The sequence below is a fragment of the Yunchengibacter salinarum genome, assembly GCF_037658235.1.
GTDB classification, from domain to species: Bacteria; Pseudomonadota; Alphaproteobacteria; order Sphingomonadales; family Kordiimonadaceae; genus Yunchengibacter; species Yunchengibacter salinarum.
Window position 1 is genome coordinate 412,651 of sequence record NZ_JBBJLN010000001.1, and the last position, 19,827, is coordinate 432,477.

General features: G+C 65.1%; 24 protein-coding genes. 13 read left to right on the top strand and 11 right to left on the bottom strand.

Features of this window, described 5'->3' with window-relative positions; translation table 11 throughout:
- Positions 1 to 24: 24 nt before the first annotated feature.
- Both WGH93_RS01935 and holA read left to right on the top strand, forming a co-directional pair.
- A complete protein-coding gene (locus tag WGH93_RS01935) occupies positions 25 to 597 on the top strand; it encodes a hypothetical protein (RefSeq protein ID WP_374763155.1) in 573 nt (190 codons plus the stop codon).
- A complete protein-coding gene (holA, locus tag WGH93_RS01940) occupies positions 594 to 1,640 on the top strand; it encodes a DNA polymerase III subunit delta (protein ID WP_374763156.1) in 1,047 nt (348 codons plus the stop codon). The genes WGH93_RS01935 and holA overlap by 4 nt, the downstream gene beginning before the upstream one ends.
- A 125-nt stretch (positions 1,641 to 1,765) precedes the next feature.
- Here the strand turns inward: holA and secB are convergent, their stop codons facing one another.
- On the bottom strand, positions 1,766 to 2,368 hold the full coding sequence (gene secB, locus WGH93_RS01945; RefSeq protein WP_374763157.1) for a protein-export chaperone SecB: 603 nt from the start codon (positions 2,366 to 2,368) through the stop codon (positions 1,766 to 1,768).
- 154 nt (positions 2,369 to 2,522) lie between these two features.
- Entirely contained in the window at positions 2,523 to 2,990 is a 468-nt protein-coding gene (locus WGH93_RS01950; RefSeq protein ID WP_374763158.1) for an FxsA family protein, read from the bottom strand.
- Positions 2,991 to 3,248: 258 nt separating this feature from the next.
- Between WGH93_RS01950 and WGH93_RS01955 the strand changes: the two genes are divergently transcribed.
- From WGH93_RS01955 to WGH93_RS01985, 7 genes are all read left to right on the top strand, one after another.
- Positions 3,249 to 3,938, top strand: a complete 690-nt coding sequence (locus tag WGH93_RS01955) for a Tim44/TimA family putative adaptor protein (RefSeq protein ID WP_374763159.1) — start codon at positions 3,249 to 3,251, stop codon at positions 3,936 to 3,938.
- Between the two features lie 4 nt (positions 3,939 to 3,942).
- Positions 3,943 to 5,211, top strand: a complete 1,269-nt coding sequence (gene mltA, locus WGH93_RS01960) for a murein transglycosylase A (protein ID WP_374763160.1) — start codon at positions 3,943 to 3,945, stop codon at positions 5,209 to 5,211.
- Positions 5,211 to 5,846 carry a Smr/MutS family protein gene (locus WGH93_RS01965; protein ID WP_374763161.1) on the top strand — a complete coding sequence of 212 codons (636 nt, stop codon included), beginning with the start codon at positions 5,211 to 5,213 and terminating at the stop codon, positions 5,844 to 5,846. Before mltA ends, WGH93_RS01965 begins: the two co-directional genes overlap by 1 nt.
- Positions 5,847 to 5,851: 5 nt before the next feature.
- Positions 5,852 to 6,289, top strand: coding sequence for a helix-turn-helix transcriptional regulator (locus WGH93_RS01970; RefSeq protein WP_374763219.1), 438 nt, complete (start codon positions 5,852 to 5,854; stop codon positions 6,287 to 6,289).
- Between the two features lie 44 nt (positions 6,290 to 6,333).
- Entirely contained in the window at positions 6,334 to 7,881 is a 1,548-nt protein-coding gene (locus tag WGH93_RS01975; protein ID WP_374763162.1) for a YifB family Mg chelatase-like AAA ATPase, read from the top strand.
- Between the two features lie 73 nt (positions 7,882 to 7,954).
- Entirely contained in the window at positions 7,955 to 8,524 is a 570-nt protein-coding gene (locus WGH93_RS01980) for a heme NO-binding domain-containing protein (RefSeq protein WP_374763163.1), read from the top strand.
- Positions 8,524 to 10,440, top strand: coding sequence for a putative bifunctional diguanylate cyclase/phosphodiesterase (locus WGH93_RS01985; RefSeq protein ID WP_374763164.1), 1,917 nt, complete (start codon positions 8,524 to 8,526; stop codon positions 10,438 to 10,440). Before WGH93_RS01980 ends, WGH93_RS01985 begins: the two co-directional genes overlap by 1 nt.
- A 41-nt stretch (positions 10,441 to 10,481) precedes the next feature.
- Here WGH93_RS01985 and WGH93_RS01990 read toward each other — a convergent pair whose 3' ends face one another.
- Genes WGH93_RS01990 through hisB form a run of 5 tightly spaced genes read right to left on the bottom strand, consistent with a single transcriptional unit; the run spans position 10,482 to position 13,633 of the window.
- Positions 10,482 to 10,835 carry a phosphoribosyl-ATP diphosphatase gene (locus WGH93_RS01990; RefSeq protein ID WP_374763165.1) on the bottom strand — a complete coding sequence of 118 codons (354 nt, stop codon included), beginning with the start codon at positions 10,833 to 10,835 and terminating at the stop codon, positions 10,482 to 10,484.
- Positions 10,832 to 11,599 carry an imidazole glycerol phosphate synthase subunit HisF gene (gene hisF / locus WGH93_RS01995; RefSeq protein WP_374763166.1) on the bottom strand — a complete coding sequence of 256 codons (768 nt, stop codon included), beginning with the start codon at positions 11,597 to 11,599 and terminating at the stop codon, positions 10,832 to 10,834. The genes WGH93_RS01990 and hisF overlap by 4 nt, the downstream gene beginning before the upstream one ends.
- Positions 11,599 to 12,330 (bottom strand): 1-(5-phosphoribosyl)-5-[(5-phosphoribosylamino)methylideneamino]imidazole-4-carboxamide isomerase, encoded by a 732-nt coding sequence (gene hisA / locus WGH93_RS02000; protein WP_374763167.1) that lies wholly within the window; start codon positions 12,328 to 12,330, stop codon positions 11,599 to 11,601. Before hisA ends, hisF begins: the two co-directional genes overlap by 1 nt.
- A complete protein-coding gene (gene hisH / locus WGH93_RS02005; RefSeq protein ID WP_374763168.1) occupies positions 12,327 to 12,983 on the bottom strand; it encodes an imidazole glycerol phosphate synthase subunit HisH in 657 nt (218 codons plus the stop codon). Before hisH ends, hisA begins: the two co-directional genes overlap by 4 nt.
- 56 nt (positions 12,984 to 13,039) lie before the next feature.
- Positions 13,040 to 13,633 carry an imidazoleglycerol-phosphate dehydratase HisB gene (gene hisB / locus WGH93_RS02010; RefSeq protein WP_374763169.1) on the bottom strand — a complete coding sequence of 198 codons (594 nt, stop codon included), beginning with the start codon at positions 13,631 to 13,633 and terminating at the stop codon, positions 13,040 to 13,042.
- A gap of 203 nt (positions 13,634 to 13,836) precedes the next feature.
- On the opposite strand from hisB, the gene hslV reads away from it, so the two are divergent.
- From hslV to WGH93_RS02030, 4 genes are all read left to right on the top strand, one after another.
- Positions 13,837 to 14,436 (top strand): ATP-dependent protease subunit HslV, encoded by a 600-nt coding sequence (gene hslV, locus WGH93_RS02015; protein ID WP_374763170.1) that lies wholly within the window; start codon positions 13,837 to 13,839, stop codon positions 14,434 to 14,436.
- Positions 14,437 to 14,497: 61 nt separating this feature from the next.
- Positions 14,498 to 15,838 carry an ATP-dependent protease ATPase subunit HslU gene (hslU, locus tag WGH93_RS02020; protein WP_374763171.1) on the top strand — a complete coding sequence of 447 codons (1,341 nt, stop codon included), beginning with the start codon at positions 14,498 to 14,500 and terminating at the stop codon, positions 15,836 to 15,838.
- A 37-nt stretch (positions 15,839 to 15,875) separates the two neighbouring features.
- A complete protein-coding gene (locus tag WGH93_RS02025) occupies positions 15,876 to 16,235 on the top strand; it encodes a histidine triad nucleotide-binding protein (RefSeq protein ID WP_374763172.1) in 360 nt (119 codons plus the stop codon).
- Between the two features lie 13 nt (positions 16,236 to 16,248).
- On the top strand, positions 16,249 to 16,854 hold the full coding sequence (locus tag WGH93_RS02030; RefSeq protein WP_374763173.1) for a GNAT family N-acetyltransferase: 606 nt from the start codon (positions 16,249 to 16,251) through the stop codon (positions 16,852 to 16,854).
- Here the strand turns inward: WGH93_RS02030 and WGH93_RS02035 are convergent.
- The 4 genes from WGH93_RS02035 to WGH93_RS02050 form a co-directional block, all read right to left on the bottom strand.
- Positions 16,775 to 17,806, bottom strand: coding sequence for a transporter substrate-binding domain-containing protein (locus WGH93_RS02035; RefSeq protein ID WP_374763174.1), 1,032 nt, complete (start codon positions 17,804 to 17,806; stop codon positions 16,775 to 16,777). The two genes, WGH93_RS02030 and WGH93_RS02035, sit on opposite strands and share 80 nt — an antisense overlap.
- Positions 17,807 to 17,818: 12 nt before the next feature.
- On the bottom strand, positions 17,819 to 17,974 hold the full coding sequence (locus WGH93_RS02040; RefSeq protein WP_374763220.1) for a Trm112 family protein: 156 nt from the start codon (positions 17,972 to 17,974) through the stop codon (positions 17,819 to 17,821).
- Between the two features lie 149 nt (positions 17,975 to 18,123).
- Positions 18,124 to 18,837, bottom strand: a complete 714-nt coding sequence (locus tag WGH93_RS02045) for an LON peptidase substrate-binding domain-containing protein (RefSeq protein WP_374763175.1) — start codon at positions 18,835 to 18,837, stop codon at positions 18,124 to 18,126.
- A 41-nt stretch (positions 18,838 to 18,878) separates the two neighbouring features.
- Entirely contained in the window at positions 18,879 to 19,805 is a 927-nt protein-coding gene (locus WGH93_RS02050) for a tetratricopeptide repeat protein (RefSeq protein WP_374763176.1), read from the bottom strand.
- Between the last annotated feature and the right edge of the window lie 22 nt (positions 19,806 to 19,827).

The window sequence follows — 19,827 nt, forward strand, 5'->3', positions numbered from 1 at the left end:
TATCGGGCGCGGATTGGCCGCGGGATGCGGGCCGCACTGCTGGTTCTGATGGTTCCGGCCCTGGCGGCGTGCGGGTTCAAGCCCCTGTATGACGGGGGCAATGAAGCGGCCCCGCTTCAGGCGCTGGACCGGATTATGGTGCCGCCGGTGAAGTCCCGCCTTGCCCAGCAGGTGCGCAACCGCATCCTGACCCGTGTTCCCGCCGCCAGCAATCCTGATTTCCGCCTTGTGATCGCGCTGGACGATGCCGTGCAGGGGTTCGGTATCCGGCCCGACGAATCGGTCACACAAGAACGGCTGACCCTCAGCCTTACGGCGCGGCTGGTACCCCTTGACCCGCCAGGGACCGAGCGGGAGCGCGCCGCGGATCGGGCCGTCTGGCGCATTACCCTGCGGGAGCGGGCCATTTATGATGTGGTCCAGAGTGACTTTTCCAATGTGATGACCCGTGAAGATACAGCCCGCCGGCTGGGTGAAGCGCTGGCGGATCGCCTTGTACGGCGGCTTGCCATGGCGTTGCGGGAAGGGGAGCTGGCGCCGGAAGATAAGCCGGAAAACGCCCGCGGGGCGGATGCGGCGGAGGGGGCGGGGCCGTGAAAGCCGCATCGCCCCAGCAGGTGAAAGCCGCGCTGGAGCGGCCCGATCCCGCGCTTCGGCTGATATTGCTGCATGGCAATGATGACGGCCTGATCCACGAACGCGCCCAGGCGTTTGCCCGCTGCCATGCCGACGATCTGAGCGACCCCTTTCAGGTGGTCAGCCTGACCATGGCCGATCTACGCGATAATGTGGCGCTGTTGCAGGATGAAGTGGCCTCGCTGCCCATGATGGGCGGGCGACGCGTGGTGCTGCTGGATGGCCGCCCCACCGCACAGAAGGACACGGAAAAGCTGGGCAAGGCGATCAAGCTGTTGCTTGCGGCGGAGGCCGGGGATGGCATCGCCATTGTGGAGGCGGGCACCGATCTGGATAACCGGGCCTCCGCCGTGCAACAGGCCATGCGCTCCAAAAAGGCGCTGGCCGTGGGGTGCTATGAAGACAGCGACCGGGATCTGGAAAGCCTGATCCGCGAGGTTCTGGGCGCCGCCGACCTGGTGCCGGATCGGGATGCCATTGCCTGGCTGGTGGACCATCTGGGCGCCAACCGCATGATCAGCCGATCCGAGCTGGAAAAGCTGGTGCTGTACAAGCTGAAAGACCCGGATCGCACCGTGACACGCGCCGATGCGGCGTCGGTGGTGGGCAACAGCAGCGCCGGGGGGCTTGGCGATATCGCCGCCGCCGTCAGTGGCGGGCGCCTGGTTGAACTGGAAGACCGGCTGGACCGGGCCTGGCTGGCCGGGGAAGCGCCGGCCATGGTGGTGCGCCTTGTGCAGAAGCGCTTCATGGCCCTGCATCTGGCACAGGGTTATGTGGCCGGGGGTGTGCCGCCCAAACAGGCCGCGAAGCAGGTGGGCGTGTTCTGGAAGCAGGAAGCCGCCTTCATCAGCGATATGAATCACTGGCCGGGCCGCACGCTGGAAAAGGCTCTGCTGCGTTTGTTTCAGGCGGATGTGGATAGCAAGACAACCGATTATCCGGCGGAAACGGTGGTGAACCGGCATCTGCTGGCGATCGCCTATGGCGGGCGGCGGCGCTGAGCGGCGGGCCGCCCTGTTGCCCTGCCTTGGGCGTTATGTTTTTCGGCGCTGAAGCAGTATGGCGGGGCCTGTAAGTCGCGGCCCCGCCCTGATTGCCTTGCGGCCTGTGCTGCCCGTATGGGGTTTTAGTTCAGGTTGGCCGGGTCCGGCGCGCCAACGCCATCAGCGCCGCCCTGCTGTTGTTGCTGCTGCTGCTGTTGCTGTTGCAACTGGGCGCGGTACAGGGCCTCGAAATTGATCGGCTCCAGCATCAGCGGCGGGAAGCCGCCGTCGCGGGTGGCATCGGCCATGATGCGGCGGGCAAAGGGGAACATCATGGTGGGGCCGCCGATCATCAGGAACGGGCGAAGCTGCTCGTCCGGCAGGTTGCGAATGCCGAACAGCGCGCCATAGGCCAGTTCGCAGATGAAGCTGACTTTTTCTTCCCCGTCCGTGCCTTTGTTGGTGGCGCGGGCGGACAGCTTCAGTTCCACTTCGTACACTTCTTCATTCATGCGCTGCACATTGATGTTCACATTCACATCAATGTTCGGCTTGTCCCCTTCCTGACGCTGGAACGAGCCGGGCGCATTGGGATTTTCAAAGGAAAGGTCCTTCACATACTGGTTGATCATGGCCGCCTGCGGCTGGGCCTGTTCACCGGTCTGTCCCTCCGGCGCGCCAGAAATGTTGCCGGCACCCGGTGCATTGACGGGCGTTTCCTGTGTATCGAAATCGTTATTGGCCATTGTATATACTCTCATGCCTGTTGGCGTAATTGTTCAGGGTTCGAACGCGGCACCACCGGGAGCCGCGGACAGAATTCCGGGCGAGGGCTAGCACGCTTTCCGCGCCCCTACAAGCGCGAATGCGTGGCGGGAAACCGGCCCGGTCGGGCGCCCGCTAGCGGTTTTGCCAGGGGTCGTCGCGGTCTTCGATGATGATGGTGGCCTCCCCGTCGGACCAGCGGGCGGTGCCTTCCACGTCCGGGCCGCCCTTTTCCGCTTCCGCCATGCGGGCGCGCATCCGTTTCAGCCAGGCCCGCCCCAGCATCAGCCGCAGCGGGGGCAGCAGCAACAGGGCGCCCACCGCATCGGTGATGAAGCCGGGGATCAGCAGGGCGATCCCGGCCAGAACCAGGAAAAAGGCGTGCACCAGCTTGGCGCCCACCGGCTCGCCCCGGTTTGCCTGTTCGCGCATTTCCGCCAGAACGCGGGTGCCCTGCATCTTCACCAGGCTGAGGCCCACTGCCGCCGTCAGCAGGCACAGCCCCACCGCGCCCAGCGAGCCAACCACCTTGCCCACATCGATCAGAACTGCCAGTTCCGCCACCGGCAGCAGGATCAACAGAAGTAAAATGAATAAAGCCATTCCTTGCTCTTTCCTTCCATGCTGCCTATCTATAAGGGGATCATGCAGCCCGGCTTCAATGCACGGCGAGGAATTTTGTCTGCCCGGCATCGTTTCCCGCATGATCGGCTTTTCCTGATCGGTCTGCCCCGATCGGGGTGGAATGGCGGGCTGGAACATGGTGGTGGCGCTGGCGCGGTTCGGATTGCGCGGCGTGACAGCACCAAGGGTTCCAACAGCTCAGTGCTTTAACGGGGCAGCATCCCCTGGACGGTTTCCATGAATGGTTTTGACATTATCCTGCTAGCGCTTCTCGCCGGTTTCATCGCGCTCAGGCTGCGATCGGAACTGGGCAAGAAGACCGGCAACGAGCCCGGCGCGGACGCGGGCACCAATACCGGCGGCAACCGCGTCACGGCGGACGAGCGTACCGGGCGCGGGCAGTTGGTGGAAGGCGAGGTGGTCGGCCACGGCACTCAGGAAGACGAGCAGCGCGTGGTGGACATGGAACAGAACCCGGCGCTTCGGGCCGGTTTTGCCGATATCCGCAAGGCGGATCGTTCCTTCGATCCCGCGCAGTTCCTGCACGGCGCCCGCTCGGCCTATCAGATGATTCTGGAAGCCTTCTGGGCCGGTGATCGGCAGACCCTCAGGGACATGCTGGCCGACGATGTGGCCGAGGGCTTCATCAAGGCCATTGATGCGCGTGAGGAGGCGGGCGAAACCGTGGAAAGCAAGCTGGTGGACATTGACGAGGCCACCATCACCAAGGCGCGCCTGGAAGGCCGGATGGCCGAAATCACCGTGAAGTTCGAGTCCGAGATCATTTATGTCACCCGCGACGGCGACGGCGACATAACCGAAGGCGACCCCTCTGACGTGGTGGAGGTAACGGATCGCTGGACCTTCGCCCGCAACACGGCGTCCGATGATCCAAGCTGGACGCTGGTGGCCACCCGGTCGGGCTGATCCCGTGGCGCGGTCTGAGTGGACCGGTGCGGGCCTGTGGCGCGGGCTTCCTCTCGGTGGCCTGATCGCCCTGTTTCTGGTGGTTCCGGTCTGGCTGGCCCTGCTTCTGGCCACCCCGGATGCGGGGCCGCGCCTGCGTTTTCACCCGGTTTCCTTCGATGCCCTGCCCGGCTTTGCGGATGACCCGCTGACCGGGGCGATGCGCGCGTTCAGACGCAGTTGCGCCCGGCTGGCCCGGTTGCCGGAAACGCGCGCCATGGGGGGAGTCGACGTGACCACCCGGTTCGGCGACCGGATGCCCGTGGCGGGCCGGGTGTCGGACTGGCGCCCCGCCTGTGCCGCGTTTGATGGGTCGACGTCGCAGGGCGATATGGACCCGCACGCTTTTTTCCGGGAACATTTCCAGCCTTTCGCGGTTACGCTGAACGGGCGGGCGAAAGGCACCTTCACCGGCTATTATGAACCGGTTCTGGATGCCGCGCTGGAAAAAGGCGGGCGTTTTACCATACCGCTTCATGCCCGCCCCGATGATCTTGTGAGCGTGGATCTGGGCGCTTTCCGCGATGATCTGAAAGGCCGCAGCCTGGCGGGCCGGATCAACGGGCGACGGCTGGTGCCCTATGCGGATCGCGCCGCCATCGAAGCGGGCGCGCTTGGGGACCGGGCCGAGGTTCTGGCCTATACGGACAGCGCCGTGGATGCCTTTTTCCTGCATGTTCAGGGGTCCGGCCGCCTGCGCCTTCGGGATGGGCGGATGATGGCGGTGGGTTATGCCGGGCAGAACGGCCACCCCTATTTTTCCATAGGGCGCGCCCTGATCCAGCGGGGGGAAATTCCGGCACGGGCCATGTCCATGCAGCGCCTGAAGCGTTGGCTGATGGCAAACCCGGACAGGGGCGCCGCCTTGATGCGGGAAAATGCCCGTTATGTGTTTTTCCGCCGCCTGCCTGATGGGGCGGGGCCGGTGGGCAGCGCCGGTGTGGTGCTGACGCCGCGTCGGTCGCTGGCGGTGGACCGGGCGTTTCTGCCGCTTCACGCGCCGGTGTTTCTGGCCGCCCGCCGCCCGGTGGCGGGGGGCGGCTGCGATGAGTCGGTGCCGTTCCGTCGCCTGATGGTGGCGCAGGATACCGGCGCCGCCATCCGGGGTGAAATACGCGGGGATGTGTTCTGGGGTCGGGGCGAGGAGGCCCGCGCCATTGCCGGACGCATGGCCCATGGCGGGCGATATTTCCTGTTGCTGCCGCGCGCGGTGGCGGAAAGGCTGGCCCCCTGATGGCAGGTAAGCGGCGCGCAGCGCGCAAGGTGGGCAGAAAGCTGGATGCGGTGGACACGAACCGGCGCCGCGGCACCCTCAGCGCGGCGGATCGCGCCTTGTGGGAAGCGGCCACGTCCGATGTGGCGCCGCTGACCGATCGGCCGGTGGCGCCGGAACCGCCGCGTCCGCCGCGTCGCGCGGCGCCCCGGCCAGCATCGGACCCGCCGCCCAGGCCGGGTGCCATGGCGCTGGACCCGCAGGACCGGCTGGACCGGCGCACCCGTCGGCGCCTGACCCGTGGGGACATGGCGGTGGATCGGGTGGTGGACCTGCACGGACACACCCAGACCGATGCTCATGATCGCCTGCGCCAGGCCCTGATGGCCGCGGTGGCGGCGGGGGAGAAAACGCTGGTGGTGATCACCGGCAAGGGGGGACGCCGATACCGTCAGTCCGGCGCGGTGTCTGCCGCCTATCGCCGCCGGGCGGATTTCGATACCCATGGCGGCGTGCTGAAGCGCCTGGTGCCGGAATGGCTGGCCGCGCCCGAATTGGCGCCTTATGTGGATCGCTACGCCACGGCATCGCAAAATCATGGCGGTGACGGGGCGCTTTATGTGCTGCTGCGCCGGCGGCGGGAGCCCCGGTCATGAGCCGCATCACCCCGTTTGGCCTGGAAGTGCGCCGCCTCAGGGCCGCCAAGGGGGTGGATCAGGCCACCATGGCCCGGGCGCTTGGGGTGTCGCCTGCTTATCTGTCTGCCCTTGAGCGGGGCCGCCGGGGGGCGCCCACCTATGGCTTCTGTCAGCAGATCATCAATTATTTCGGCCTGATCTGGGACGAGGCGGAAGCCTTGCAGGAACTGGCCCGCCTGTCCCGGCCCCGTGTGATCGTGGACACCACCGGCATGGACCCGCGCGCCACCCGTGCCGTCAATCTGCTGGCGGAGCGGCTCAAACGCTTTGACGATGACCAGTTGGATCGCTTGCTGGCCGTGGTGGAAGAGGGCGCCTCGCTCGCCCTGTATGAACGGGATAATGACGATCCGGGCGCCGCGCCGGGCGTTTCGCTGGACCGGGACGGGGACAGCCGCTAGGGTTTTGCCCTGCTGACGTATGGTTGCGGTGTTTGGAGGCGTGCGTGGTATCCGAAATTCAGACGGTGGCCTTTCAGGGCATTCAGGCCAGGCCGGTATCCTGCCAGGTGCACCTGTCCGGGGGGCTGCCCGCCTTCACCATTGTAGGCCTGCCCGACAAGGCGGTAAGCGAAGCCCGCGAGCGGGTGCGGGCGGCGCTTTCGGCGGTGGGGCTGGCCCTGCCGGCGGAACGGATCACCGTCAACCTGTCCCCCGCCGACCTGCCCAAGGAAGGCAGCCATTATGATCTGCCCATCGCCCTGGCGCTGATGCTGGCCATGCGGGTGCTGCCCGAAGACAGCCTGCACGGCGCCTTTGCCATGGGGGAACTGGGGCTGGATGGCCGCTTGCGCCCGGTGGCCGGGGTGTTGCCCGCCGCCATCACCGCCGGGGATGCGGGCGGCAGCCTGATCTGCCCTGCCGAGACCGGCCCCGAAGCCGCATGGGCCGGGGAAACGGATGTGATCGCCGCGCCGGATCTGATGGGGGTGGTTAATCATGTGCGCGGCAGCCAGGTATTGACCCGGCCCGAACCCCGCCTGGCGGACCCGGTGGCGGAAATGCCCGACCTGGCCGATATCAAGGGGCAGGAAAGCGCCAAGCGGGCGTTGGAACTGGCCGCTTCCGGTGGCCATAATCTGCTGATGATCGGGCCGCCGGGGTCCGGCAAATCCATGCTGGCCGCCCGCCTGCCGGGCCTGTTGCCGGACATGACGGCGGAAGAAGCGCTGGAGACCAGCATGGTGGCGTCCGTGGCGGGGGAACTGAGCGCGGGTCGCATCAGCCGGGTGCGGCCTTTTCGGGCGCCGCACCATTCCGCCAGCCAGCCCAGCCTTGTGGGCGGTGGCCAGAAGGCCCGGCCCGGCGAAGTGTCGCTGGCCCATGGCGGTGTCCTGTTTCTGGATGAATTGCCGGAATTTTCGCGCCAGACCCTGGAAGCCCTGCGCCAGCCCATTGAATCCGGCGAAGCGGTGATCGCGCGGGCCGAGGCGCATGTGACCTATCCGGCCCGGTTTCAGCTCGTGGCGGCGATGAACCCCTGCCGGTGCGGCTATCTGGATGATGAAGGGCTGGCCTGCAACCGGGCGCCCGCCTGTGCGGCGCAGTATCAGGCGCGCATTTCCGGCCCTCTGTTCGATCGAATCGATCTGCATGTGCCGGTACCCGCCGTTTCCGCGCTGGACCTGACATTGCCGCCGCCCAAGGAGGGCAGCGCCGAAGTCGCGGCCCGCGTGGCAGCCGTGCGGGCGCGGCAGACAGCACGCTATGCGCGGCTCGCGCCGGACAGCGGGGTGCGGCTCAATGCCCATGCGGACGGGCGGCTGCTGGAACAGGTGGCGGCCCCGGACAAGGCGGGTCAGGCCCTGATGGAGCGGGCCGTGGGCCGTTTGCGGTTGTCGGCGCGGGGCTATCACCGGGTGCTTCGGGTGGCGCGAACCCTGGCGGACATGGCGGGCGCCGAGCAGGTGGGAGAAGCGCATCTGGCCGAAGCTCTGGCTTATCGCCGCTCCGCGCCCGGCGCGCGTGACCTTGCGAGCGCACAAGGGGCCTGATAAGCAGAAACACGGCTTGGGTGGCGTTTGCCGGAATCCGGGGGCGACCCTGTAAAGTGTCGGAGTGAGGGTGGTGATCGGTCTTATTCAGAAGGTATTGACGGAGGTGCTGGACGACCAGGGCGGCTCGGCACTGGTCCGTGCGGTGTTTGAGCGCGCCGGTGAGCCATACACGGCCTTTCGCATCGATCGCAATTACAGCGATGCCCAGTGCCGGGCGCTGCTGGCGGCAGCGGCGGTGGAGCTGGATCTTGATGAAGATGCGTTTTGCGACCTTTACGCCGAAGGGTTCATTCGCCGGGCGGAAAAGCTGTTTCCCGCCTTTTTCCAGATGGCTGGCAATGCGCGGGCCTTTCTGGCGCGCCAGCCCGCCATTCATGGCACCATGGGCGCGGCCATCCGCGATGCTTATGAGCGACGGGAAGTGGAAGACAAGTTCCGGGTGCTGGCCAATACGGCGGATGGCCTGATCGTGGAGTACGGCTCGCCCAACCGGCTTTGCACGCTCTATGCGGCTCTGGCCCGGCGTGTGGCCCGGCGCTATGGCGAATCCGCCCATGTGATTCATGAGCAATGTATGCGGCGCGGTGATGACTGCTGCCTGATGGATGTGCGTTTCACCAAGGCGGAGGAAGCGGCCTGATGGTGGCGGATAGGGATACCGCAAAAGACGCGGATCAGGGCCTGAGAGCCGCCGTTCGCGATCTGGCCGATCAGTTGTGTCTGACGGTGGATGACCGGTTCGATCTGCATGTGGAAACCGCGTCCGAGGACGAGGACGCCCAGAAGCTGTCCGTACTGATCAATTTCCTGCTGGAAAAGGTGCGGCGGCACAATGACTCCATGGAAAAGGTGCAGGCTGAGCTGGAAAACCGGGTGGAACGGCGTTCCGCTCAGCTTAACCTGATTCTGGAAGGGTCCCGCGACGGGGTGTTCCTGTACCATCCGAGCCAGGACATGTTCGATTTCTCCCAGCGCTGGTACGCCATGCTGGGGCTGGAGCCGCGCGTGGGAAAGGACCCCGGCGGGGACTGGTTCGATCGGTTGGACCCGATGTTCGTGCCCACGGTGCGCTCGGCGCTGGAAAGCCATCTCAGGGGCGATACGGACTATCTGGAAGTGGAATATCGCATTCGCGCCGCTGACGGGCGCTATCGCTGGATGCTGGCCCGTGGGCTGGCCCGGCGCGATGAACAGGGCCGGGCGCTGCTGCTGGCGGGCACCCAGACCGATGTGACGGATCGCCGCAATCTGGACCCGAATACCGGCTATCCCAATGAACATGCTTATGGCGAGGCGATCGAGGATTTCCGAAGCGAAGGACTGCCCTTTGCCGTCATGCTGATGACGGTGGACAATATCTCTTCCCTGACCGAAGCGCTGCTGGGGGAAGACCTGCGGGAACTGCGGGACACCACCATGACCCGCATCCGCGAAACCCTGCCTGAGGGAACCCATCTGTCCCGTCTGGCGAGCGGGGCGGTGGGCGCGGTCTTTTCCACGGCGGACATGAGCGATGGGCCGGGCGCCGCGGCCGGGCTGGCCGACAAGCTGGTGGCCCGCTTCGATCAGTCCATTCATCTGACCACGGGCGGAACCCAGTGGATCAAGCTGAGCGTGGGGTATGCCCACAGCGAATCATTCGTGCGCCCCAGGATGGATGTTTCCGGTGGCAGCGGCGGGGATGTGCGCTCCGCCGCGCGCACGGCCCTCAGGGAAGCGAAGCGGCAGGGGGGTGGCCGGGCGGTTTCCTATACCAGCAGCATGAATGCCCGTATCACCGAGGAACTGACCGTGGAAAGCGAGGTGCGTACCGCGCTGGCGGAAGATCGGGTGGTGCCTTTCTTCCAGCCCATCGTGTCCCTGGCCGATCGGCGTGTGGTGGGATATGAGGCGCTGGTCCGCATCCGGGAGGAGGCGGCGGGCTGGCTGTGGCCCGGCCTGTTCATACCCGTGGCCGAACGCAGCGACCTTATCACCAGCCTGGGGGACCGGGTGCTGAACCGATCCTTGCAGACCATTGCGCAAAGCGGCGCCGGGAACCATAGCGTTGCGGTGAATCTGGCCGCGAATCAGGTGCTGGACCGGCGACTGGTGGAGAAGATTTCCGGGGCGCTGGACCGGTTCCGGCTGTCCCCCTCGCGCCTGCGGGTGGAGGTGACGGAAACCGCCCTGGTGCGGGATTTGGAAACCGCCACCCAGGCTCTGTCCGTATTGCGGGACATGGGAGTCAAGGTGGCGATCGACGATTTCGGCACCGGCTACAGTTCCCTGAACTATCTGCGGACCCTGCCCATCGACATTGTGAAGATCGACCGCACCTTTGTTCGGGACAGCGCCGATAACGCGGCCAATCGGGCCATTTTGAAACTGATCTGCGATCTGGCGCGCACGCTCAATCTGGATGTGGTGGCGGAAGGCATCGAATCCGATGCCGATGAGGCCATCGTCAGGGAAAGCGGCGCCAATTGCGGGCAGGGCTTTTTCTATGCCCGCCCCGCCCAGTTCAAGGATGCGCCCGCGCCGGGAACGGTGATCACACCCGCGCCGGTGGGCTGAGCGATCGGGCGGTTCGCCCGTGCCCGATCAATACCGATGTTTCAGGGCATTTTTTGCTGGTCTTGTCCGCGCCGGGCTTTTTCGGTCAGGCCGGACAGCCCTTCCCGGCGGGCCAGTTCGGCGGTCACATCCGACAGGCTGAGCCCGCGCGCGGTGAGGAGCACCATCAGGTGAAACATCAGGTCCGCCGCTTCGCCCAGCAATGCGCTGTCGTCTTCCCCCAGCGCCGCCACCACGGTTTCCACCGCTTCCTCGCCCATTTTCCGGGCCGCCACCGGGACGCCCCGATCCAGAAGTCGGGCCACATAACTTGTATCGGGATCAGCGCCTTTCCGGTTTTTCAAAGTTTCCTCAAGACGGGCAAGAACGGCGCCGGGATCGGGTGTATGGGTCATGGAGCATCCTCCCGCATGGGCAGGCCCGCGGCGGCCATATGGCGCTTGGCCTCGCCAATGCTGTATTCGCCGAAATGAAAAATGCTGGCGGCCAGCACGGCGCTGGCATGGCCGTCGCGCACGCCTTCCACCAGATGATCCAGCGTGCCGACGCCGCCGGATGCGATCACCGGAACGGGCACCGCGTCCGCAATGCGTCGGGTAAGCTGAATATCGAAGCCGTCGCGGGTGCCGTCCCGGTCCATGGAGGTCAGCAGGATTTCACCGGCGCCCTTTTCGGCCACCTGGCGCGCATAATCGATGGCGTCCAGCCCGGTGGGGGTGCGACCGCCATGGGTGAAAATCTCCCATTTGTCCGGGCCGACTTTCTTCGCATCCACAGCCACTACAATGCATTGGGAACCGAACTTTTCAGCCAGTTGGCGCACCAGATCCCGGTTTTTCACCGCCGCGGTCATCAGCGATACCTTGTCGGCACCGGCCAGCAGCAGGCGGCGCACATCGTCCGCCGTGCGCACGCCGCCGCCCACGGTCAGCGGCATGAAGCATTCTTCCGCCGTGCGGCGCACCACATCCAGCAGAATGTCGCGCCGTTCATGGCTGGCGGTGATGTCCAGAAAGGTCAGCTCGTCCGCGCCGGCCCGGTCATAGAGCCGCGCCTGCTCCACCGGGTCCCCGGCATCGCGCAGGCCCACGAAATTGACACCCTTGACCACACGGCCATCTTTCACGTCCAGGCAGGGAATGATCCGTGCTTTCAGCATCAGCGCTCTCCCTCCCCCGCGAGCCGCAGGGCGGTTGCCAGATCAAGCCGTCCGTCATACAGCGCGCGGCCCGTGATCACTCCGTCCAGCACGCCGGTATCGGCCACGGCGCGGATGTCGTCCGGCCCGGCCACACCGCCCGATGCGATCACCGGGATATCCACGGCACGGGCCAGGTCCGCACTGGCGGCGGCATTGACACCTTCCAGCGTGCCATCCCGGTCAATGTCCGTATGGATCAGCGCGGCCACGCCCGCATCCTCGAACCGCCGGGCCAGGTCGGCCACGTCCAGCTCGCTGGCTTCCGCCCAGCCTTCAACGGCCACTTTGCCGCCGCGCGCGTCGATGCCCACGGCAATGCGGCCCGGAAAGGCGCGGCAGGCCGCGATCACAAGATCCGGGTCCTTGACCGCCAGCGTGCCCAGGATCAGCCGGGAAATGCCCGCATCCAGCCATGTTTCCATCATGGCGAGCGAGCGAACGCCGCCGCCAAGCTGGACCGGCACATCCACCTGGGACAGGATGGATTCCACCGCATCCCGGTTCACCGGTCGGCCTTCAAAGGCGCCGTTCAGGTCCACGATATGAAGCCAGCCACAACCCGCCTGCACGAAGCTGAGCGCCTGCCGGGCCGGATCGTCGCCATAAATGGTGGCCTTTGCCATGTCGCCCTTGAGCAGGCGCACGCACTGGCCGTCCTTCAGGTCGATAGCGGGATAAAGCGTGATCATGGGCGCCACTCCAGAAATCGGGTAATCAGGTCAAGGCCCACGGACTGGCTTTTTTCCGGGTGGAATTGGGTGCCGATCAAGGTGTCCCGGCCAACAATCGCCGTGACGGGGCCGCCATAGTCTGTTTCCGCCAGCACAAGCCCCGGCTCATCCGGGACCATGTGATAGCTGTGCACGAAATAGGCATGGGCATCCGCCGCAATCGCCCCGGTGACCGGATGGGCGCGGCCCGCCGGTGTCAGGGACAGGGTGTTCCAGCCCATATGGGGAATTTTCAGCGACGGGTCATCCGGCTTCAGGGCGGTGGTGTGCGCCTTCAGCCAGCCAAGCCCGGCATGGTCGCCATGCTCATGGCCGGTTTTCGCCATCAATTGCATCCCCACGCAAATGCCCAGAAAGGGCCGGGCGCGGGTCAGCGCGGCGTGGGACAGGGCGCCCACCATGCCGTCCAGCGCATCGAGCCCGGCGCGGCAATCGCCAAAGGCGCCCACGCCCGGCAGGATCACCCTGTCGGCGCGGGCCACCCTGTCGGCGTCGCTGGTCACGCGGACGGACAGGTTCAAACCGGCCTCATCCGCGGCGCGGGCCACGGCCTTTTCCGCCGAGCGCAGATTGCCCGAGCCATAGTCCACAATGATGACGGTTTCAGCCATGGATCATCCCTTTGCGCCGATAACGGTGTGCGCCTGCACGGTCATGTGGCCGGGGGTCAGCCGCCCAGTTGGCCCTTGGTGCTGGGCACATGGTCACCCAGCCGGGAATCGGGCTCACAGGCCTGACGAAGCGCGCGGGCCGTGGCCTTGAAGGCGGATTCGATCATGTGGTGGTTATTCTTGCCATAAAGCGTTTCCACATGCAGCGTCAGCCCGGCGGCAAAGGCGAAACCGCGGAAAAACTCCTCGAACAGTTCCGTATCCATGGCGCCGAGCCGGTCCTGGCTGAAGGGAATGGCGAACACCAGGAAAGGCCGGCCCGAAATGTCCAGCGCGGCGCGGGTCAGCGTTTCATCCATGGGCAGATAGGCGTGGCCATAGCGGGTGATGCCGCGCCGTTCGCCCAGCGCCTCCGCCACCGCCTTGCCGATGGTGATGCCGGTATCCTCCACCGTGTGGTGGCCGTCAATGTGCAGGTCGCCATCCGTTCGCACAGTCAGATCGATCAGACTGTGGCGGGACAACTGTTCCAGCATGTGATCGAAGAAACCGATGCCGGTGGCCACGTCATACTGGCCGGAGCCGTCCAGATTGAGCGTGACCGAAATTTCGGTTTCCTTGGTTTTCCGCGTTACCGTGGCTTTGCGCATGACGCTGATCCTTCCTTGGGCTCCCGTCCGCCGGGATGGGTGCGGCGCTTTCCGGGCGCTTTTAGCACCAAGCGCCCGCCGAGGCCATAGCTGAGCAGCCTGCCCCTTGCAAGCGCGCGCGAAGATGCCTATTTGCGGTCCCAGGAAGTGGTCGCCCGGAATGCGGTAGGATGGCGCGGCCCCGGATAGCAGGAAAGGTGTTTATGTCAGCAGGGAACCCCGCCGGGGATCATGGAACCGGCCAGTGGATGGGCACCACCATTTGCAGCGTGCGCAAGGGCGACAAGGTGGTGATCGCCGGGGACGGCCAGGTATCCGTCGGCGAAACCGTGATGAAGACCGGCGCGCGCAAGGTGCGCCGCATCGGCGATGGCAAGGTGATCACCGGCTTTGCCGGGGCCACGGCGGATGCCTTTACCCTGTTCGAGCGGCTGGAAGCCAAGCTGGAACGCCATCCCGGTCAGCTTGCCCGCGCCGCGGTGGACCTGGCCAAGGACTGGCGGACGGACAAGTATCTGCGCCAGTTGCAGGCCATGATGATCGTGGCCGACAGCAAGGTGACGCTGGTGGTCACCGGCAATGGTGATGTGCTGGACCCGGAAGGCGGTGTGGTGGCCATTGGCTCCGGTGGCAATTATGCGCTGGCCGCGGGCCGCGCGCTCTATGATCAGGACCTGTCGGCGGAAGAGATCGCCCGCCGGTCCATGGAAATCGCCGCCGAAATCTGCATATACACCAATAGCAATCTGGTGGTGGAAAGCATGGACAATACCGGCGATCCCACTGCCCCGGTAACGGGTTAGACGCGCACCCCCCTTGATTGACGATATTTCCTTACCCTGAAGAACAGCGAGTAACCGCCCCATGAGCGATCCCGCCACCCTTGATCAGAGTGTTCATTTCTCCCCCCGTGAGATCGTGTCCGAACTGGACCGGTTCATCATTGGCCAGCGGGAGGCCAAGCGCGCCGTGGCCGTGGCGCTGCGCAATCGCTGGCGCCGGCAGCAACTGGAAGAGGGTATGCGCGAAGAGGTGCTGCCCAAGAACATCCTGATGATCGGCCCCACCGGCGTGGGCAAGACGGAAATCAGCCGCCGCCTGGCCAAGCTGGCCCGCGCCCCCTTCATCAAGGTGGAAGCCACCAAATATACCGAGGTGGGCTATGTGGGCCGGGACGTGGAACAGATCATCCGCGATCTGGTGGAAACCGCCATCAAGATGACACGGGAACGGCACCATGCGGAGGTGCGCACCAAGGCCGAGCTTCAGGCGGAAAACCGGGTGCTGGATGCGCTGGTGGGGGAAAAGGCCAGCGACGCCACCCGCGACAAGTTTCGCAAGCTGCTGCGCGGTGGCGAGCTTTCGGAAAAGGAAATCGAACTGGATGTGGAAGACACCGGGTCGGCCAATATGCCGCAAATGGACATTCCCGGTATGCCGGGGGCCAGCATGGGCATGGTCAATCTGGGTGATCTTCTGGGCAAGGCCATGGGCGGCAAGACCGTGCGCAAGAGCCTGACCGTGGCGCAGGCTTATGACGTGCTGATGGGTGAGGAATCCGACAAGCTGGTGGACGAGGAAGCCATCAACCGGGATGCCATCGCCCTGGTGGAAAATCACGGCATCGTCTTTCTGGATGAAGTGGACAAGATCTGCGAGCGCCAGGAGGCACGCGGCGGCGATGTGAGCCGGGAAGGCGTGCAGCGCGATCTGCTGCCATTGATCGAGGGCACCACGGTATCCACCAAATATGGCCCGGTGCAGACGGACCATGTGCTGTTCATCGCGTCGGGTGCCTTTCACCTGTCCAAGCCGTCGGATCTGCTGCCCGAATTGCAGGGGCGCCTGCCGATCCGGGTGGAACTGTCCGCGCTGACGGAAGAAGACTTCAAGCGCATCCTGACCGAGCCCGCCTACAGCCTGATCCGCCAGTATGAAGCGCTGTTGGGCACCGAAGGGGTGACGCTGACCTTCACCGAGGACGGCCTGGCCGAGCTGGCGCGGCTGTCCGCCTATTTCAACGATACCATTGAAAACATCGGCGCCCGGCGTCTGCACACCGTTCTTGAAAAAGTGCTGGAAGAGATTTCTTATACCGCTACGGACAGCGGCAACAGCGCGGTGACCGTGGACCGGGACTATGTGCGCACGCATATGGGCGAACTGATGGACCGGGAAAGCGATCTGTCCAAGTTCATCCTGTAGTCGGTCGCCCGCCATATGTGACAGAGAGGGGGCATTCATGGCCTATGACCGGGACAATATCTTCGCCAGGATTCTGCGCGGCGAGATCCCGTGCAAGCGCGTTTACGAGGATGATCACAGCCTCGCCTTTCACGACATCAACCCGCAGGCGCCGGTGCATGTGCTGGTGATTCCCAAGGGGGAATATGTCTCCATGGCGGATTTCACCGCCAAGGCGAGCGCGGAGGAGATAGCCGGCTTCTTCCGCGCCGTGGGGGAAGTGGCCCGCCAGCTTGAACTGGAAGAGCCGGGCTATCGCATTCTTGCCAATGCGGGCCGGGATTCCCATCAGGAAGTGCCCCATCTGCATGTGCATATCTTTGGCGGTCGGGCGCTTGGCCCCATGCTGACCTGCTAAGGGCCTCCGCGCCGTGTGGAAGGTTCAGCTCAGGCCCGCGAGCCGGGAGGATGTGCCGGCGCTGATGGTGCTGGTAACGCGCGCCAGCGCCACCATGGCCTATACCCTGTGGGAAAGCGTTGCCGAGGGCCAGGACCCGTTTGCTTTCGGCATGGCGCAAATCGGCCTGGATGAAGGGCGCGGCAGTTATCGCAACGCCACCATGGCCATGGATGGGGACGGCATCCTTCTGGGGGGCATGATTACCTATCCGGTGGACGATGCCATGGTGAGCCCGGCGGAATGGGAAGGCGCCCATGAAACGCTGGCGCCCATATCGGAACTGGTGCGCGGGGCGCATGGCGCGCTTTATGTGGACAGCATCGCGGTGTTCCCCGAGGCGGAAGGGCGCGGCGCGGGGCGTGCCCTGCTCAAGGCGGCCTTCAATGAGGCCCGCGCCCGTCATGGGGGTCGCACGGCCCTGGTGGTGGCGGAATCCAATCACCGTGCCGTCCGCCTGTATCAAAAGCTGGGGTTTCGTGTGATGGACCGGCGCCCGATCATTCCCTGGCCGCATTGTCCGTTTGACGGGGACTGGCTGTTGATGGTGCGGCACAAGCGGGGTCACCGTCGGCGTTAGGCGTGTTTTTTGTGGTCATGGCGGTCTTTTCGGGCGCTTCGTCCGCCAGAAAGGCGAAATCCGACAGGTGCAGGATATAGCGTTCCGGCAATGCCTTCAGGCGGGGCGTCAGGTCCGGGTTGGCAAGCGATATCACGGTGGGGTTTGCCTTGACCGCTTTCTGCAGTGGGGGCCGGGTGGACGGATGACAGGCCAGAATGGCGCGCACGCCCCCGGCGGCATACAGCCGCTTCAGGCCCTGCTCAAGGATGGCCGCGCGCGGGTCGCCGGGGCGGAAATAGGCCAGCAGCGGCATTCGGTAGCGCAGTAGCGGGCTTGATACGAATCGGATATCGGGGTTGCCGCGCAGCTTGTGTTCGGATTGCGCCTCGATCACGGACTGGCTCAGCGCATCCACCCGCCCGGCTTTCAGCAGATCCCAGAGGGCGTTCAGGGTTTTCTGTTCACTGGCGCGGGAGACGGTCAGCACCGACAGGCCGTTCTTGCGCATGATGCTGCTGTCCGGCCAACTGGCCGTGCCGCCCAATATCATGCGTCGCGCCAGCATCCGGCGGTTCTTGATGTGGGCGAAGCGGGGTACCATTTCCGCCCGTGTGGCCAGCAGGCGCAGCCCCAGCAAGCCGCCCATTAGCGGAATATCCACCTGTTGCAGGGCTTTTTCGCGGGACTGGCTGAAGCCGCTTGGATAGATGTCGTAAGGGGCGTCGTCCCGCTTCAGAAGCATCAGGCCCCGTTTCTGGCTGGATCGGGTATTTATCAGAATCAGTTCATGCTGGCCGTCGGCCTGATCCAGAGCTGCGCGGAGAATGGCGTATTCAGGCCGGGATTGTGTATCGGGCCAGAGCCGGGGCAGGCGAAAGCCCTCTGCTGTGGCGGAGAAAGTCAGGGCAAGGGTGATGAGCGTGCCAAGAACGGCCCGGCTGGCAGTAGATCCTGTCCCTCTCCTTGCCATGGCGATCTCCGGTTATGGGTCCAGTTGGCGGGCTTCGTCCTCCAGCAGAATGGGAATGCCGTCCCGGATCGGATAGGCCAGTCCGGCGGAATCGCTGATCAGTTCATGGCGCGTGCGGTCATAGCGCAGCCGACCATGGGTGACCGGGCACACAAGCTGTTCCAGCAGTTTGCGGCTTGGGGCGGCCCGCTCCGGCGCGGCCTGCGCTTCTGGCTCCGGGGCGTCAGGGCCGCCCGTTGGCGGGCTTGGGGAAGCGCTCTGGCTCATGGCGGTTGTCTCCTGTTTTTCCGGTGCCGGCCATCAGGCATCCGGCGCCATTAATTGGGGCTGAAATCGGTGGGCTCGGTACCCGCCGTTTCCGCGGCCAGAATCATTTCCATCAGGGAAATCAGCGTTGTGGCCCGGCTTGCCGTGTCCGCCGCTTCGATCAGGGCCTGCTTTTCCAGTGGTTCGAACGGCACAATGGCCGCCAGTGTGTTCACCAGCACTTCGTCCGGCGCCTTATCGATCGCGTCGAAGTCGCTGTCCAGCCCCCGCAGGGTCAGATAGCGCCTCAAGGGCCGGGTCAGAGCGGCCCGGTCGATCCCCTCGTCCAAAGGGGGTGTGGCAAGGTCATGCCGGAAGGGCGCCCAGTTCGGCTGAATCTGTCGATAGGGGGTGGTGACATCCAGTTCCGTACCCACCGCATAGCGGCACACCCCTTTCAGGATCAGGATGATCCGCCCATCCGACTGTTCTTCCATTTCGGCGATTCGCCCGGCGCATCCGATGGTGTGCAGCGGGGCCGACCCGCCATCACCGGCGGGGGGAACCGATTTGGGCTGGATCATACCGATCATGCCGTCACCCGCCGCGGCATCGCGCACCATGGTCAGGTAACGCGGCTCGAAAATATTGAGCGGCAGGGTGCCTCGCGGCATCAGAACCGCCCCCGACAGCGGAAACACCGGCAGGATGGGCGGCAGGGCGGTGGGCGCCTCGTCCTGGGTCTTGTCGGGGTCTTTTTCCGGGGCCTCGTCGGGGGCGGACACGGGCGGTTCCTTTCCTTGGTCGAATATCAGGCGGGTGATCCCTAACTGAAAAGCAGAGACGACAGGCGACGCCGATATTTCCGGGTGACCGGGTCGGTGGGGCCAGCCGCATCGAACAGTTTCAGCAATTGTGTTTTGGCGGCGCCATCGTTCCAGTCCCGGTCACGGGTGATGCTGGCCAGAAGCTGTTCCGCCGCGCCCGCCAGATCACCGCGGGATTGCAGCGCCAGCGCCAGGTCGATCCTGGCCTGATGGTCATTCGGGTCGGCCTCGACCCGGTTTTCCAGCTCCGCCGAGTCGCCAAGCTGTTCCGCCTGCGCGTGCAGGTCCAGCGCGCTCGTGATCCGGTCAAGGCGCTGGCGGTGTGCCGGGTCCTCAAGGGCCGAAGGGTCCACCTGATCCACGATCTGGCGCGCTTCTTCCACCCGGTCCAGCTTCAGGCCCGCTTCGGCCATGCCGAGCACGGCGCCCATCTGGTTCGGATCATGGGCCACCACCTGCTGATAAATCTGGGCCGCCTGTTCGGCCTGGCCGTCTTCCAGCAGGGCATCGGCCTTTTCCAGTACGGCGGTGATCTGGTCATTGCCACCGCCATTGCCGCCGGTCATCTGGATCAGCCGGTCCACGAACTGCTTCAACTGGCCGGGCGGCACCGCGCCCTGAAAGCCATCCACCGGCTGGCCCTGATAAAAGGCGAAAACGGTGGGCAGGCTTTGCACCTGAAGCTGGCTGCACAGGGTCTGGTTCTGGTCCGCGTTCACCTTGACCAGCGCCACCTTGCCACCCGCATCCTGTACGGCTTTTTCCAGCGCCGGCATCATCTGCTTGCAGGGTTCGCACCAGTCGGCCCAGAAATCGACGATCACCGGCTGCTCCATGGAGGCCTTGATCACGTCGTCCGAGAAGGTCTGGATGTCGGTGTCCTTGATGCTGGCTTGCGCCTGGCCACCGCCGATAAGGTCTTCCATGGCTGCGATCTCTTTTTCTGAA